Genomic DNA, 16,935 nt, shown 5'->3' on the forward strand with positions numbered 1-16,935 from the left:
ATTCAATCCTTTTTTCTTCATAACCTACAACTACACCTTCAGACGACACAAGCTCAGATAAATTTCAAATTTGACAAAAAAAGAAGATCAATTTAATGACCTTCTCACTTTTGTTTACTTATTTACCTTTAAACTCTGGTTTTCGCTTTTCAACAAAAGCCCGAATACCTTCTTGATGATCTTCCGTTTTTCGCATTGCTGATTGTGCAACAGCTTCTCTTTCTAGAACGGATTGCAGTTCTTTTAATTTTGTTGCGTGTAAAATTTCTTTTGATGCAATCATGGCAGCAATTGGTGACTGGATTAACTTTTGTGCATAGGAAGCTGCAGTTGCAGATCCTAAACCATCTGAAGCAACTTCATCCACAAGTCCGATTTTTTGTGCTTCTATTCCAGTGAAAAGCTGTCCGCTCCACATAAGCTGTTTTGCTTTTGGGATACCCACTCTTTCTTTTAGAAAGAAATGACCACCCCCATCCGGAACTAGCCCAATTCCGATAAAGTTCATAGCAAGCTTGCTGTTTTCTTCCGCAATGATAATATCGCAGCCTAACACCATACTAAATCCTAATCCCGCTGCTGCCCCGTGTACTGATGCAATAGTAATCTGTGGTAACATATATAAAGTTTTCGCAATTCGAGTGAGGTAAGTCATCGCTTCATCAATATCAAAAGGATTCTCTTTATCTAGCATCGCTTTAATGTCTCCACCTGCAGAAAATGCGCGCCCCTCTCCTTTAATAACTAGTACTTGAACAGATGTGTCTGATTGAAGAGATTCTAGGCTTTCTGCCAACTCTCTCATCATCACTCCATTCATCGAATTCATTGCTTCTGGACGATTCATTGTTAAAGTCGCAATACGGCCTTCTTTTTCTAACAATAAAGTATTATACATATACATTCCCCTTTGTAAGTGAATAGTCATTCATTCTTCTATTAGATTCGCCATTAAACTTTTAAAGTCCTGCTGAAAAGTAAAAACTATTTACTTGCGTTGACATGGCGGTTACTTGCTCCTCTACTGTTTTTACTTGCTTTACTCTGTAGTTAACTTGTGCTTCTTCCCCAGTTACTTCTGCTAGATAGCGATTTACTTGAGGAACGGATAAAATTACCATAGTAATTTACTAATTCAAAGCCTAAATGTGTAGAATAGAGCTACTTAAAGTTCTTTTTCTAATTAGTAGGTCGACTGCAATGAAAAGTATATATGACTAATCCTGCTTTCTTATTCATCGTGTTCATCACAAAGGCAGCATATTATTTGATTGATTGTAGCGGAAGTCGGCGACTCCAGCGGGATTAGCGTTAGGCGAAGAACCCCGCTTAGCGAGGAGGCTGGGGCAACGCCCGCGGAAAGCGTCCGACTGAAGTGAAAATCATAGCGGTATCATTAATTATCAACAACTTAGTGTACACGTACTTTTGAGTATACTTTATTAAAAAACAAAAAAAGAACCTCTCCTGTTATAGGAAAAGTTCTTTACGTTTGTTTATTTCTTAGATGCCTTCATAAAGTTCTTGAACAGGCTTGATCAAAACACGATTTACCTCTTCAATTAGTTGACTTAGAGCCATCTCTGCTTGAAGCATGTGGAATATTTTTTCGTTTCCTTGCGCGAGCTGAGCTGTTTTTTGTGCATACTCAATCTCTTCTCCGGAAATTTCTTCTCCATTCATTTGCTTCTCTTGTAATGACAATTGAACCTTACGGAAACTTTGGAATAAAGCTAGAGCCTCTTCATCCGCTTTTACAGATTCTACTGCAGTCTGTACATTGGAAAATTCATCTGTTTGGCGTAGAGTTTTTTCTAATTTGTTAATGTCATCATAAATGTTAATCATGTTAGTAAGCTCCTTTAGTTTAAGTAGTAAAGAATACAATTAGTCCTTGAATAATACCGATAAGTCCACCAAGAACACCACCTAAAATGGTAATCATTTTGAACTCTCTCTTTGAAATACCAAGAACAATTTCTTCTAGGCGAGATACTGGGAAAGTATCTACCTGCTCTTTTACCATATCTTCTAATTTCATTTTACGCAAGACTTCTTCTAGCTTTGTTTCTGCTTCCTGGAAAGCAAATGTCGTCACTTTCGGAATAAGATATGACTCGGTCCATCCAGTTACTCCTGGGAAGTAATGAATGAAACCATAATTCAATCTTTCTTCGATTGCCAACTGCTCTGTCAAATACACTTTAACATTTTTAACAATAGGCTCAAAGTCAAAGCCTTCCATCATTTCATTAAGTGGGCGATCCTTTAATTTCTCCCATTCACTTCTTACTATTTTTTCTAGCATATTTTTCGTTCCTGGCGCTCTTAGGAATTTTAATATTTCCGGTTGAACTTTTCCAGCAAGTGATGAAGATTCACCCATGAACATTTGAATCATATTACCTAATGTCCCTTTTGTAGACAGAAAATCATCAATAAGATTTTTTACTGTTTGCTTACCTTCATCCGATTCGAAGAAACCTTCACCTTTAAGTAGAATGTACGAAACGATTTCCCCAACTTTAGTATCCGCTTTTTGTTGCCAATCAATTGGTGCAAGTTGACGTATTGTTTCTTTTTCAAATCTAGTTTTTAATTGACTAAATTGCACGTCCACCTGTTCTTCTATTTTACCCTTTACAATAGTAGGCACGCTTTCTAGTCCAGCAAGTTTCAACCAATCATTTATCGTTTTGTCCGATTGGAAGATTTTATCGTTCAGTTGCTCCGTTAAGAAATGAGCTGCTTTATTTTTCATTTCTTCATTAAAATATTTTTTCTTAAAGATATCAGGCGTTAATAAATGCTGGATAACAGTATTACCCAGTTGTTTTGCAAGCTCATCACGTCTTTTAGGGATCAGACCAGGTGTGAATGGGATGCGCCACGAGCCTATATATTTTGCCTCATGTGGTCTAAATAACATCTTAATAGCAAAGTGATTAGTTACTGATCCAATAGCTGCTCCGACTACTGCCATGAATGTGATTGTCCATAAAAAATCCATCAATTTCACCTTTTTCCTCTAGCTTATAGATTATTATAGCAGAGGATAGGCAAACACTAAAAGAATTTACAATAAATGCAGCAAGGTAGTCAGACGTATTGCATGTTCGGTCTCGTCATGCATCGCAACAAATAAGGGTGCATAGGCTTGTTGAATTGGTATTTGCAAGACCATCTCCTTATAAAGCTCCGCTGCTTCTAATTCATCTTTAATCGCATTTTTTAAGCAATCATTCAAATCTGTACATAAAACAGGTTCCGGAAAGTTTTGTACAAATGTACCGGTCAGCATATAATAGAGTTGTTGGAACATTTCGTAATGACTTTTTTCATCCTCATAAATATGTTCGATAAAACCTTGAAAATACGGATCATCAGTCAATTTATACATAGAACGATAAAAATGATAATCTTGATATTCATTAAGTATGGCTTGCCTTAACTGTTCATTAAACAATTCGATGCTCCTTCACTAATCATTTATATTAGTGTATGCGAACAAATTCACTCACATGAAAGGTTGATATCCTTGCTACAACACTTTAGCTTTAAACCACTCTATGAAAACAAACAACTTCCAGGTTGGTCTGTATCTTTTTTTTATAAACAACAAAGATACGCCGCAGAATATGAACCGGATGGAACGATTAAGTGGCTCGGTGAAACACCAGCAGATGAAGAAACAGTGAAAAAAATGATACATGAACTAATGCTTTTTCATGTGTATGACTGATGTGTCCCTGTGTAAGAAACATTCACGTTTATCAGAACAAACGTGAATGTTTCTTTTTTCATGTTTGTTTCTTACCCAGGGTACTTTTTCGTCCAAATAAAATATAAAAATAGGTTGATGCAATAATATAAAGAATCCCTGTAATCGTAAATGTATAAGCATATCCCCAGTAAAAGCCAAATGTCATGACAAGTCCCGTTGATATAGCCCCAGTACTTGCCCATCCCACATTAAAAACCATTTGATTTACTGAATTGGCAAGCCCCTTATATTTGTCCTGTACTAAGTCCATTGCAATTGCACTTTGAATAGGATTACCTGCATTCATGAGAGCCTGGCGCATTAAAAAGGCAACAGAAGCAATGATTAAAGAATTGGTATAACCCGTGATAAACAAAAATGGTATCGAGAGCAGCTGGAAAATCACTAATGCCTTTACTTTCCCTACCTTCTTTACAAGGGCCGGCCCAAGTAGCATCGCAACTGCAGCCATCGCAGACCCTAACGACAAGATTAATCCAATATATGTGTTCGATGCATCGAATCTATTCGAAAAGTACAAGTTCAAGTAAGGGATAACAAGACCGGAACCTGTTCCAATTAATAGATTCGCAACTCCAAATAACACAATAATCTTTAGATTTTTTCTAAAACCACTTGGAGTATTTCCACCTGATTCTTCTGTATGTTCATCCGAATCCATCTCTATTTGTATTGGTTTCAACTGAAATAATGGAACTATTCCAATCGTAAAAATAATTGCTCCAATAATTAGTACGTACATAATAGAATCTACAGTAGAAATATTACCAATTATATGAAGTGCATCTGCTAACACTCCTCCACCTAGACTACCAACAACACTTGCTATGGTCATAAATGAAAAATGAATACTAAAAAGATGCATTCGTTCACTGGCTTTCGAGTTTTCAGCGAGAAAAGGAACACCAGACACTTGCACTAATGCCATAAACAAACCAGTAAAAAATGCAGCATAAATTAGTGATTGTTCCCCCGTAACTAAACTTCTGTAAAATAAGGTACCAGCCGCAACTATAGCACCTGTAATAATAATTCCTTTTCTACCTAGCCGGTCACTTAGATATCCAGCAGGGATTAACATTATTGCCGAAGCAAGAGATGTCATAGAGATAATTTTACCGTTCAGTGTTTCGGGAAACCCAAGTTCCTTTATATATAAATTGTACATAACTAAAAATACACCCATTCCTACTTGAATGAGTATATTTGCAAGCATGAACATTTTGATGTTTCTATTGAATGATGTGATGCTTTTTTTCCAACCTGCAAACCAATCCATCATATTGTACCTCTTCTGTTTTATTTCGATACACTAAATATACGATTATCGTTAGAAAATTTCAATATATAATTGTTGACCCGGACTTATAAACAGTTCGCTTGGGCGCATGGCTTGGTTTTTCTGGTGGATAACCAATTAAACAAAAAAGGGAATATCCCCGCATGTGTTATACATGCTGAGATATTCCTGCTTGTAATTTATACATTTGTTCATAGCGACCTTGTAGCTGTATTAACTCGTCGTGAGATCCACTTTCAACAATTTCTCCACGGTCTAGTACTAAAATGCGATCAGCATTCTTAATAGTAGAAAGTCGATGAGCGATGATAAAAGTAGTTCTTCCTTTTTTCAATACATCCATTGCATGTTGAATAATTTCTTCCGTTTCCGTATCAATATTAGATGTCGCTTCATCCAAAATTAAAATAGCCGGATCAAATGCAAGGGCTCTAGCGAAAGAAACGAGCTGACGTTGACCAGAAGATAACGTGCTCCCCTTTTCTATAACGGGTTCATCCAAGCCTTTTTCTAGATTTTTCAACACCCGTTCTCCTCCGACAGCCTCTAAAGCGGCCTCAACCGTCTCTCGAGTAATACGCGGATCACTTAAGCTGACATTTGACTCTATCGTTCCTGAAAACAAATAAGGATCCTGTAAAACTATACCCATATGATCTCGAATTGTTTGTCTTGGTAATGTCGTTATATCTGTACCATCTATTAAGATTCTCCCTTTTGAAGGATCATAAAAGCGGAACAACAAGTTCATAATAGAACTTTTACCTGATCCTGTATGACCAACAAGCGCTACTGTTTCCCCTTTATTCGCAACAAAGTTCAAATTTTTCAAGACATATTCATCTGCTTTATATGCAAAAGAAACATTTTGAAACTCCACATTTCCTTCATATCGTTTCATACGTTCATCTTTTACTTCTTCCCCTGTTTCATCAAGTAATTGGAACACACGGGTTCCAGCAACCAATGATCTTTCTAACTGAGCGAACTGGTTAACAATCCCTGTAATAGGATTAAATAATCGAGTCGTATAATCTACGAATGCATAAAGCATACCAGCTGAAATGATTGCATTCGGCTCCATAGATATGCTTCCGAAATACCAGATGAACATAACAAACATAATCGTACGGAGTACACTTACTAAGTTAAATGAAGTTGCTGAGTCTAAAGTAAGTAACTTTTTCTGATAGCTATAATGTTCCTCATTCATCTCCTCAAATTCACGTTCCATTTGCTTCTCGCGTTTAAATGCTTGGATAATAGACATCCCTTGAATAGATTCATTCAACATAGCATTTAAATCGGCAATCTTTGTACGAACTACATGATTGTATTTAGAGGCATACTTTCGATAAGCGATCATCCAAATATACACAATTGGAACTACGAATAGTGCCATTAAAGCCATTTGTACATTTAAGATGAACAGAGCAACATAAACCCCTGCAATAGAAATAATACTAGTCGCAAATTGAGATAATACTTGCACATATAAATTACGAATTGCTTCTGTATCGTTTGTTACACGTGCTACAACTTTTCCAGCAGGCAAGTTGTCAAAATACTGTATTGGCAACGTTTGAATATGCCCGAAAACATCATTTCGGAGCTTCTGAACAACTCGATTTGCACCAATCTGTAAATTGATAAACATAAAATATCTAAAAACCGCTGTTACAATTGCTAAACCAAAATAGACTGCCAGTAACATTAATATAGGCTGAAGATTAATAGCTCCTTCAGTAATATGGTCATCGATAATTTTCTTAGCTATAAATGGACCTGTTAAATCAGCAAACACCGCAATAGTTAAAAAAAGGATACCGAGAATAATTGGCTTTTTGTAAAATAACGCATAATGGTAGAGTCGTTTTCCTGTACTCATGACGACACCCCCTCTAGCTGTTGACGATCGTATTGCTCTTTGTACCAACCATTTTGTGTCAAAAGTTCTTCATGAGATCCTTCTTCCACAATAAGACCTTCATCCAAAACGATTATATGGTCAGCATGTTGGATTCCCGATAATCGATGCGTTGTAATAATAGTTGTCTTTCCACTACGTTCATTTTGAATATTTTCGATAATTTTAGCTTCCGTCTTTGCATCTACTGCAGATAGAGAATCATCTAACAGTAAAATTTCTGGATTTTTAATAAGGGCACGAGCAATGGATACACGTTGTTTTTGTCCACCAGATAAGGATACACCTTTTTCTCCCACTAACGTTTCTAAGCCCATCGGTAAATTCATTAGATCCTTTTGGAAATGTGCTAGACGAATCGCTTCTTCTAACTCTTCTTCCGTCGCATCCTCTTTACCAAAAAGAATGTTTTGACGAATCGTTCTAGAAAACAAAACATGATCCTGTGGAACATATCCTATCCATTCGAGAACCTGATCTTTCGTTTGCGCTGAAATAGCAGTTTCTCCTATTGTTAGCTGCCCCGCTCCAATTGGATATTCTTTTAATAACTGCTTCATAAAGGTAGTTTTACCGGAACCTGTTTTGCCTACAATCCCTAGTGTTTGACCTTTCTGTAGCTTCACTCGAATGTTTTGAAGGTTTTTTACCTGGGACAACGGGTATTGGAATCCAACATCCGTAAACCCAATTGATTCCACACTATTTAACTGAACTGGTGAAATAGGGTCTTTTACGTCTTGATCGTAGTTTAATGTTTCTTGCACACGATCCAGCGATGCATTTCCACGTTGCATTACATTGATTAACTCACCAATTGCAAACATCGGCCAAATTGCCATTCCCAAGTACACGTTAAAAGTGATTAAATTCCCAACAGTCATTTCACCTTTTGATACTAGATAAGCACCATATCCTAGGGCAACTACATAACTAATACCAGTTCCCACTTTAGTAATTGGTCCAAAGAGTGCATCAATTCGTTCTACAATCATATTTTTCTCATAAACTTCTTCACTCATATTAGCAAAGTTCTGTTCATCGGCTCTTTCTTGGACATAAGCACGAATTACTCGAACCCCAGCAACCGATTCTAATACACGGTCATTTAAATCCCCAAACGCATCCTGTGCAACCATATATTTTTCGTGAATAATCTTACCAAGGTATTGCATTATAAAAGCTAAAATAGGTATTGGTAATATTGCAAAAATAGTAAGTTTCCATGAAATTAGAAAGCCCATTGCAAGAATAAGTGCAGCCATATACATGGTCGAATCAATTAATGTCATAATCCCAAATCCTGCAGTGGTTGCTACTGCATTCAAATCATTTGTTGCACGGGCCATTAAATCACCCGTACGATTTTTTTCATAAAATGTAGGAGTCATATTCAAAAATTTTAAATTTAACTTGGAACGCAATATACGCTCAATTGTGATCGAACCACCAAATAATTGATATTGCCAAACAAAGTTAAGTCCATAACCTATAATAATTATTCCAACAAAATAGAGTACATATTGCATTAAGGATTCTTTTGTCATTTCTCCCATAGTAATTGCATCGATCGCCTCACCAACTAACCAAGGTGGCAAAACCTCAAATGCACTAGCAATTATTAACAAACTAACTGCTACTGTATAACGCTTCCAATAATCTTTAAAAAACCATTTCAATTTAAATAAAACAGAAAACATTGTATAACCCCTCTTTTCTTCTTTCTACACATTACTTAATAGCTATCCACCTTCAAGAGATTCCTTTAATAAAATTTGCTTTGTCCGTTGAATATTCATATTCAACACTCCTTTTCATATTTTTCCACCAAAAATTGGAAGTAAAAAGACATAAAAAAGCGCATTACCCATATAGAGGTAATGCGCTTAATAATAGACAATACAATACGTAAAAGTCTGCTATTAAATCATTTCCGGTCTAATGGTAGGTATGAAAAAATTATTAAGTCAACAACGCTATTTTTAAAACGAATCATTTTGTCATACCTCCATTTCCATTTTTTTGTGTATATTAACAGTAGCATACCGAAATTTTAATTGTCAATACTTTTCGAATTTTTATAATGAATGAACAATTGCACCTAACACAACACTTATGAGAACCACTTTGTATGGTGCTAATTTAAACACAACTAAAAGTGTAAAAGTAATTAAAACAATAACAAAATCAATAGGACTATTCACAGCGCTCGTGAATACCGGATCATAAAGTGCTGCAAGAAGAATACCAACAACAGCTGCATTAACTCCCTTTAAAGCGGCTTGAATCCCTTTTTTAGAACGAATAATTGACCAAAATGGCAATGTGCCAATGACTAATAAAAATGATGGCAGGAACATCGCAAAAACTGCGATCAATGCTCCACCTGTACCAGCAGTTATTTGTCCTAAAAAACCAGCGATTGTGAATAATGGTCCAGGTACAGCTTGCGCTGCTCCATATCCAGTAAGGAACATATCCGCAGACACATCTACTTCCCTTTGTAGCATCGGTAATACAACATGACCACCACCAAATACAATCGATCCAACTCGGTAATAAGTATCAAAAATTGTATAGTATATAGATTGTACAAATGGCTTTAATACAGGCAGTAAAGTAAGCAGTATAAAAAACAATATCCAACTAATTAGTCCAGTCTTTTTCCCAAAGCTTAGCTTAATCTCAGGAGCGGAATCGATTGAAGCATTTTTGAAATAGAAATAACCAAAAATGCCCGCAATAAGAATAATTGCTATTTGTCCAACTGCAGTAGGAAAAAGTAACGTGAGTATTGCACATCCTATTGCAATCGTAATCCTTATATTATCTGGAGCTAATGATTTTTGCATGCCCATTAAGGCATGTGCAACAACAGCAACTGCCACTATTTTTAACCCTTGGATCCATCCACTATCAAATGATCCTGAACTTGAAATGAATGCAGCAAATAACATTAATAGTATTACTGATGGCATAGTAAATCCAATCCATGAAATAATGCCTCCCAGTAATCCGCCTCTTATCAATCCAATAGAGATTCCTACTTGAGAGGAAGCAGGTCCCGGTAAAAACTGACACAAAGCAACGATATCTGCATACAATTTGTCATCTAACCATTTTCTTTTATCGACGTACTCGTCCCGAAAATATCCTATATGAGCAGCTGGTCCTCCAAATGATGTTAAACCAAGTTTTGTTGATGCCTTTAGTATTTCTATATATCTGTTTTTCATCTGAACCTCCTCAATATATTAATCTCTATTATCTAATATATATGAGATGATATATATTAAGTTTTTGTAAATTTTGTTAACAGAATATCTCTATATAGAGTAGAAAGATTTGTAATTTCTTTTTTTATATTTTATTATTAAACGTATAAACTATTTTTTAGAAAACAGGAGGTGTACACTTTGTCTTACCCCTCATTTGGGTTAGGGACAAAGTAATTATTTGGACATAGCCATACGATTGACAGCGTTTGCTGTCTTAATCGCATTCACTGCATTTTTCGTTGCGAGTGAGTTTGCAATTGTAAAAGTAAGAACTACAAGAATTGATCAGCTTATTGCTGAAGGGAACACTAAGGCGATAAATGCCAAAAAAGTAGTTTCCAATCTGGATGAATATCTATCTGCCTGTCAGCTTGGAATCACCATAACAGCCTTAGGGTTAGGGTGGCTTGGAGAACCGACAATTGAACGGATTCTACATCCGGCATTTAATTATTTTGAGCTCCCAGAGAGTGTTGCCTCTTTACTTTCATTTATTATTGCATTCTCTCTTGTAACGTATATACATGTAGTTGTAGGAGAGTTAACACCAAAGACTTTTGCCATTCAAAGGTCTGAACAAATTACATTAGCAGTAGCAAAACCGCTTATCATTTTTGATAAACTTATGTATCCAGTTATTCACGGTATGAATGGCTCCGCACGTTTCCTAGCAACTAAAGTATTTGGTTTAGATGCTGTTTCAGAATCTGAGGTTGCTCATTCCGAAGAAGAGCTTCGTATGATACTTTCTGATAGCTTTAAAGGCGGAGAGATCAATCAAGCCGAATACAAATACGTAAATAAAATTTTCGAATTTGATGATCGCATTGCAAAAGAAATTATGGTTCCACGCACGGAAATAACTTCTATTGATAAAGATTTTACGTTAGATGAGGTATTTCAGCTAATCGGTGTAGAACAATATACAAGATATCCAATAACTGATGGGGACAAAGATCATATTATTGGACTTGTTAATATGAAAAATCTATTAACGGCATATATAAAAGATCCTACAAATGCAACAACACCCGTAAGCGATTATATGCAACCAATTATCCGGGTTATTGAGAATATGCCAATTGCTGATTTATTACTTAAGATACAACGTGAACGAATTCATATGGCAATCTTAATGGATGAATATGGCGGTACTTCTGGACTTGTGACTATAGAAGATATTATCGAGGAAATCGTTGGAGATATTCGTGATGAATTTGATACTGATGAACTTCCAGAAGTTCAAAAGTTAGAAGAAAATCATTATATTGTTGATGCCAAGATGTTAATCGAAAATGTTAATGACCTACTAGGTATCGATATCGATGAAGAGGATATTGATACTATCGGTGGTTGGTTTATGACGAAAAGCTACGAAACAATTAAAGGTGAAAAAATTCAAGAACAAGGCTATGATTTCATGATCAAAGAGGTTGACGGGCACCACATTCAATACTTAGAGATTATTAAATCTGCTCCTCCAGTTGAAGAACTAGAACCTATAGTTGAATAACAAAATCATTATAGCTCATAATAAAACGACTCTCATTTGAGGGTCGTTTTCCTATGTCTATAATTGTTGAAAAGAGGAAACTTTGTGGAGCTATATACAAACTTACGTGAAGGGGAAAAAGGTGCCTGGATAAGTATTAGTATTTATCTACTGTTGAGTACACTTAAGCTAACCATTGGTATCATCGGATCTTCAGAGGCCTTAAAAGCAGATGGCCTAAATAATTTTACAGATATTATTGCCTCTGTCGCTATATTAATCGGACTGCGTATTTCTCAAAAACCACCCGATAGTCATCATCAATATGGACATTTACGTGCTGAAACTATTGCTTCGCTTGTAGCTGCGTTCATCATGGCTTTTATCGGAATCCAAGTACTTATTCAAGCAATTCAACATCTTGCTAACCCTATCGAAGAAACTCCTTCACTTCTAACTGCTGTTGTTGGATTAGTTAGTGCCATTATTATGTATGTTGTCTATAGATATAATTTACAGCTAGGAAATCGTATAAACAGTGCTGCTTTAAAAGCTGCAGCCTATGACAATCGGTCAGATGCATTAGTTAGTATCGGTGCAACCATTGGTATAGTCGGATCTATTTTAGGGTTTCCAATTTTAGATGGAATAACTGCCCTATTAGTCGGAGTAATCATTATCTATACGGCCTATACCATTTTTCATGACGCTGCCTACACATTATCTGATGGCTTTAATGTAGAGGAAGCCGAATCTTTGTCTACAATAGTAAGACTCGTCGAGGGTGTTGATGAACTAACGGATTTTAAAGCGAGAATGCATGGAAATTTGATGTTTGTCGATCTCACTGTAACAGTAGATCCAAATTTAAATGTTGTGAATAGCCATCGTATTACAGAGGAAATAGAACAACGTATAATGAAGGTAAAGCCATTTTCCGTTATCCTAGTGCATATTGAACCAAATATGGACAGGCTTAGTGATGGTTAAGAAGATTTGTGAGTTTTATTTCCACGCGAATTTCTGTAATATATGCGCAACGAATCGAACTAACAAAAAAACACGGTGGATCGCATGGTCATTGCGATTCTCCGTGTTTTTTACTGTCCGCTTGGTTCTGTTAAACCATGTTTTACTGCATAAAGGGCGGCTTGTGTACGATCCTGAACATGCAGTTTGGCGAATATATTGGAAATATGCGTTTTAACTGTTTTTTCGGTTACAAACAATGAGGATGCTATTTCTCTATTACTTTTTCCTTTTGTCAATTCAGATAATACATCCTGCTCCCTAGGAGTTAACGGATGCTCCTCGTGAGGATTAGGTACAACTGGCTCCCACTCTTTTTCTAACTGCGTTGTTGCCTCCGGGTGTAACGTATTTTCACCTCGCATTAGCTTTCGAATTGCATCGGCAAGGTCATCTGGTTCTATATCCTTTAGCTGATATCCCGCTGCTCCAGCTTTTAAGGCAGGTATCACATGATCTCTATCTGAGAAACTAGTAAGCATTAGTATTTGAATCTCTGGGTCTGTAGCCTTAATGCGTTTCGTTGCTTCTATTCCGTCCATTACTGGCATGACTAGATCCATCAATATGACATCGGGCTTCAAATTTGCTGTTAGCTGCACAGCTTCTTTCCCGTTTGTAGCCTCGCCTACAATATCCATATCCTTCTGCGTTTTTAGAAAAAACATTAATCCTCTTCTTACAACGTGATGGTCATCTGCAATTAGTACTCGTATCATAACTATTCCCTCCTAATAAGGTAACCGCACTAATATTTCTGTTCCTTTTTCCCACTCCGTTACCCAATCAACCGTTCCATCAACAAAATTTGCTCTATCTTTCATGCTTTGTAAACCGATTGAATGTAGTTTTTTAGGCTCTTTCATATGGAAACCACACCCTTCATCTTTCACAACTAATAAAACATCCGTAGGAGTAACCGTTAAATATAGTTCTGCTTGAAGTACACCAGAATGCTTTCGAACATTATTAAGTGCTTCCTGAGCAATTCGAAATAGTGTTTCTTCAATAATTGCAGGGAGATTAATAACTCCCTTTACCTTCACTGTCAATGAAAGTCCTAAAATATCTCCATATCCTTTAAGACCTTCGATAATACCTGATTCCAATCCTTTTGGACGTAGTTGCCATATGAGTGCACGCATTTCTGTAAGTGCTTCCTGCGTTAAATACTGTATTTCTTTAAAGGTATCTTTTATTTCCTGCTGTTCCGTCATTTCTACTCCTCCGCGAGCAGTCAGGGTTACAGAGAATAACAATTGGTTAACCGAGTCATGTAAATCTCGTGCAAGTCTGTTACGCTCCTGTACAAGAGCTACCTGCTGCTCCTGTTTAGTAAGGAAGATTCGCTTTATAGCTGACCCGATTTGAAAGGCTACAGATTCTAGTAACGCAAGCTCTCCCTCTGAGAACCGTATAGTATTCGGTGTCGCTACATTTAATAGCCCGAAGCTTTCTTGCCCTGATTGTAACGGAACTGTTGCATGATGAGTAATACCGCCACTATCTTCATTACTCATTTTTCTTGCGTTGACAATTCTTTTACACTCTATAATATTTGATGCCTTTTTTAGCTCCCCATTTTGAAATCTTGAAACACACCAGCATCCACCTTTCTGCAAATGTCTACAGTCATTTTGCTTTAATGCATTCGGCAAATTTTCATGTGCAATTAGCTGTTGCTTACCTTTTTCATCAATAAAAAATATCCAACCCGTTTCAAATAATGTACCTTCTAATAGTTTATGCAAGGCACCTTGTAGCATTTTTTCCATTTCAGTTTCTTCATTTAATAATTCTGCTATTTCTTTTAGTAATTCAATGTTCGAGAGTTCATTTGATAGCATGTAAACTCCTCCAAGTATGTAATTCATCTAATTCCATATTATCACTAATCCACAATTCACTGTAGGGTCTCGATATCATACTTTTGACCGAAAAAACAGGAAAGTAAAGCATCGGTACGTTTAAGAACAGAAATCTAGAAATGCCATCTATTTCCGCTCCGGGCGGACGCTTTCCGTGGGCGTTGCCTCAGCCTCCTCGCTCCGCTGCGGGGTCTTCACCTAACGCTTTCCCACTGGAGTCGCCGCCCTGCGCTCCAATTAACAATGTCCACTTGAAGTAAACGGATAATTGAATACAATATTATTTACTAATTCATAATTTATTTGAAAATAAGTAGTGTTGAAATGGACTCTAGTACATAGAATTTTTACTGTCTTCATCTAGCGTTGGATTTAGAATGACCAATTCAACAGAGTTTACAAACATGAAACGGAAATCACAGGATTATTCGTTCTTTAAGCCCCATGAACCCAGTGCTCACTCTACATTTATATATATTTTCTTTTGAAAAAAAACAGGAAAAGCAAGTTCACTTTTCCTGTTTCTCTATTATTCTTCTAAATAACGATTCATCTTCAATGAAAAATCATCTTGTAAAGCTTTTAGTTTTTTGGAACTTTCTGCTTCTGACCCACTAAGCACTCCGAAATAATATTTAACTTTTGGCTCTGTTCCGCTTGGTCTCACACAAACCCATGAGCCGTCTGCTAGGAAGTACTTAATAACGTTTGATTTTGGCAGGAATATTTCCTCTGTTTCTCGGCCATCTGTGAATGTTCTAACTGAGTGCAAGTAATCCTCTTGGGAAAGAACAGTAATTCCGGCAACCTCCGTAATTCTGTTTACACGAACCTGCTCAAGTAAGTTTTGAATTGAATTCGCTCCACTTACTCCTTTTTTCGTAACAGATCTGAGTCCTTCCAAATAGAAACCATGTCTTTCATATAACTGAGATAATACGTCGAGTAGAGTCTTACCTTGTTTTTTATAATAGGAAGCAGCTTCTATTATCGCAAGCACACTTTGTACTGCATCTTTGTCACGTGCAAAGTTTTTTATCAAATAACCATAACTTTCTTCATATCCAAATAAAAACTCAAACTCTTTGGTCTCTTCATATTTCTTAATCTTTTCACCGATAAATTTGAAACCAGTTAATACATCTTCTGTACTAACGCCGTAATATTCGGCTATTACCCGTCCTAAATCAGAAGTAACAATGGTTTTAAATACCCGCCCATTAGCAGGTATATTCCCTTTTGCTTTACGCTGTGACAAGAGATATTCGATTAATATTGCCCCTGTTTGATTGCCCGTTAAAAGCTCATAATTAGAAGCAGTTTTGACAGCAATACCTACGCGATCACCATCTGGATCGACTGCTATTAGAATATCAGCACCATTTTTCTCTCCATATTGAATAGCGTATTCAAAAGCACTTTGCTCTTCTGGATTTGGAGATTCCACTGTTGGGAAATCTCCATTTGGCTCCATTTGTTCCTCTACATAGGAGATATGCTCGTAGCCAACCTCACTTAATATTCTCTTAACCGTTTTTCCAGATGCTCCATGTAAAGGAGTGAATACTACTTTCAAGTCAGAAGATGATGCGAATTCTCCATTTTCCTGAACTGTTTTTAACGCATCCATATATGCTTGATCCATTATCTCATCTAACTGAATTACTAATTTTTTATCTGGATTTCGTTGATCGATATGGATTGCATCTCCCGCATCATTTACGTGTTGGATAACTACTTCGGCGTCTTCTAGATTTAACTGTGCTCCATCCTCGCCATAAACCTTGTACCCATTATATTCAGGAGGATTATGACTTGCAGTAATGACTATTCCCATGAATGCATGTAAATGTCTTACTGAAAATGAAAGCTGGGGTGTAGTTCTAGGTTCATTGAATAGATAAGCTTTTATACCATTAGATGCTAGTGTATTAGCTGCTTCCAGCGCAAATTCGGGAGAGTACCTACGACTATCATATGCAATAACTACTCCACGCTCCATCGCTTCTGCTCCAGCCCCTTTAATATAAGAAGCAAGTCCAGTGGTCGCTTTACGAACAGTATACGTATTTATACGATTAGTACCAGCACCGATCTCCCCTCGCATCCCGCCAGTTCCGAACTCTAAGTCGCGGTAGAATGCATCTTCCATTTTTCTTTCATCTTTTGTTAGGAGTTGAAGATCCTCCTTCCAATTTGACTCTAGCTCTGAGAAGTTATTCCATTGGTCAAATAGTTGTCTATATCGCATTCGCTT

At 36.7% G+C, this 16,935-nt stretch carries 15 protein-coding genes; 3 read left to right on the top strand and 12 right to left on the bottom strand.

Going from position 1 to position 16,935, the window contains the following annotated elements:
- Window positions 1-118: 118 nt before the first annotated feature.
- From ACQCPR_RS14915 to ACQCPR_RS14935, 5 genes are all read right to left on the bottom strand, one after another.
- Window positions 119-898: an enoyl-CoA hydratase gene (locus ACQCPR_RS14915; protein WP_427137415.1), complete on the bottom strand. Its 780-nt coding sequence runs from the start codon at window positions 896-898 to the stop codon at window positions 119-121.
- 61 nt (window positions 899-959) lie between these two features.
- Window positions 960-1,121 (bottom strand): hypothetical protein, encoded by a 162-nt coding sequence (locus tag ACQCPR_RS14920; protein ID WP_427137416.1) that lies wholly within the window; start codon window positions 1,119-1,121, stop codon window positions 960-962.
- A gap of 382 nt (window positions 1,122-1,503) precedes the next feature.
- Complete coding sequence (locus ACQCPR_RS14925; protein ID WP_090570206.1) at window positions 1,504-1,848, bottom strand: YlbF family regulator; 345 nt, start codon at window positions 1,846-1,848, stop codon at window positions 1,504-1,506.
- A gap of 19 nt (window positions 1,849-1,867) precedes the next feature.
- Window positions 1,868-3,010: a DUF445 domain-containing protein gene (locus tag ACQCPR_RS14930; protein WP_427137417.1), complete on the bottom strand. Its 1,143-nt coding sequence runs from the start codon at window positions 3,008-3,010 to the stop codon at window positions 1,868-1,870.
- Window positions 3,011-3,076: 66 nt separating this feature from the next.
- Window positions 3,077-3,466, bottom strand: a complete 390-nt coding sequence (locus ACQCPR_RS14935) for a ferritin-like domain-containing protein (RefSeq protein WP_090570209.1) — start codon at window positions 3,464-3,466, stop codon at window positions 3,077-3,079.
- A 72-nt stretch (window positions 3,467-3,538) separates the two neighbouring features.
- Here ACQCPR_RS14935 and ACQCPR_RS14940 point away from each other — a divergent pair, with 72 nt between their 5' ends.
- Entirely contained in the window at window positions 3,539-3,742 is a 204-nt protein-coding gene (locus ACQCPR_RS14940; protein WP_090570212.1) for a YheE family protein, read from the top strand.
- Between the two features lie 58 nt (window positions 3,743-3,800).
- Here ACQCPR_RS14940 and ACQCPR_RS14945 read toward each other — a convergent pair whose 3' ends face one another.
- From ACQCPR_RS14945 to chrA, 4 genes are all read right to left on the bottom strand, one after another.
- A complete protein-coding gene (locus ACQCPR_RS14945) occupies window positions 3,801-5,066 on the bottom strand; it encodes an MFS transporter (RefSeq protein ID WP_427137418.1) in 1,266 nt (421 codons plus the stop codon).
- Between the two features lie 166 nt (window positions 5,067-5,232).
- The gene (locus ACQCPR_RS14950) at window positions 5,233-6,972 is read right to left on the bottom strand and encodes an ABC transporter ATP-binding protein (protein WP_090570218.1); all 1,740 of its coding nucleotides are present in this window, start codon (window positions 6,970-6,972) and stop codon (window positions 5,233-5,235) included.
- Entirely contained in the window at window positions 6,969-8,711 is a 1,743-nt protein-coding gene (locus ACQCPR_RS14955; protein ID WP_427137419.1) for an ABC transporter ATP-binding protein, read from the bottom strand. Before ACQCPR_RS14955 ends, ACQCPR_RS14950 begins: the two co-directional genes overlap by 4 nt.
- 378 nt (window positions 8,712-9,089) lie before the next feature.
- Complete coding sequence (chrA, locus tag ACQCPR_RS14960; RefSeq protein ID WP_427137420.1) at window positions 9,090-10,247, bottom strand: chromate efflux transporter; 1,158 nt, start codon at window positions 10,245-10,247, stop codon at window positions 9,090-9,092.
- Between the two features lie 220 nt (window positions 10,248-10,467).
- Here chrA and ACQCPR_RS14965 point away from each other — a divergent pair, with 220 nt between their 5' ends.
- Together ACQCPR_RS14965 and ACQCPR_RS14970 are read left to right on the top strand one after the other, a co-directional pair.
- On the top strand, window positions 10,468-11,802 hold the full coding sequence (locus ACQCPR_RS14965) for a hemolysin family protein (RefSeq protein WP_241598949.1): 1,335 nt from the start codon (window positions 10,468-10,470) through the stop codon (window positions 11,800-11,802).
- A gap of 84 nt (window positions 11,803-11,886) precedes the next feature.
- On the top strand, window positions 11,887-12,771 hold the full coding sequence (locus ACQCPR_RS14970; RefSeq protein WP_427137421.1) for a cation diffusion facilitator family transporter: 885 nt from the start codon (window positions 11,887-11,889) through the stop codon (window positions 12,769-12,771).
- Window positions 12,772-12,881: 110 nt separating this feature from the next.
- Here the strand turns inward: ACQCPR_RS14970 and ACQCPR_RS14975 are convergent, their stop codons facing one another.
- The 3 genes from ACQCPR_RS14975 to ACQCPR_RS14985 form a co-directional block, all read right to left on the bottom strand.
- Window positions 12,882-13,529: a response regulator gene (locus tag ACQCPR_RS14975; RefSeq protein WP_090570229.1), complete on the bottom strand. Its 648-nt coding sequence runs from the start codon at window positions 13,527-13,529 to the stop codon at window positions 12,882-12,884.
- 12 nt (window positions 13,530-13,541) lie between these two features.
- Window positions 13,542-14,657 (bottom strand): GAF domain-containing sensor histidine kinase, encoded by a 1,116-nt coding sequence (locus tag ACQCPR_RS14980; RefSeq protein WP_090570232.1) that lies wholly within the window; start codon window positions 14,655-14,657, stop codon window positions 13,542-13,544.
- Window positions 14,658-15,207: 550 nt separating this feature from the next.
- Window positions 15,208-16,929 carry a phospho-sugar mutase gene (locus tag ACQCPR_RS14985; protein WP_427137422.1) on the bottom strand — a complete coding sequence of 574 codons (1,722 nt, stop codon included), beginning with the start codon at window positions 16,927-16,929 and terminating at the stop codon, window positions 15,208-15,210.
- Between the last annotated feature and the right edge of the window lie 6 nt (window positions 16,930-16,935).

The sequence above is a fragment of the Psychrobacillus psychrodurans genome, assembly GCF_050209195.1.
Classification (GTDB): Bacteria; Bacillota; Bacilli; order Bacillales_A; family Planococcaceae; genus Psychrobacillus; species Psychrobacillus psychrodurans.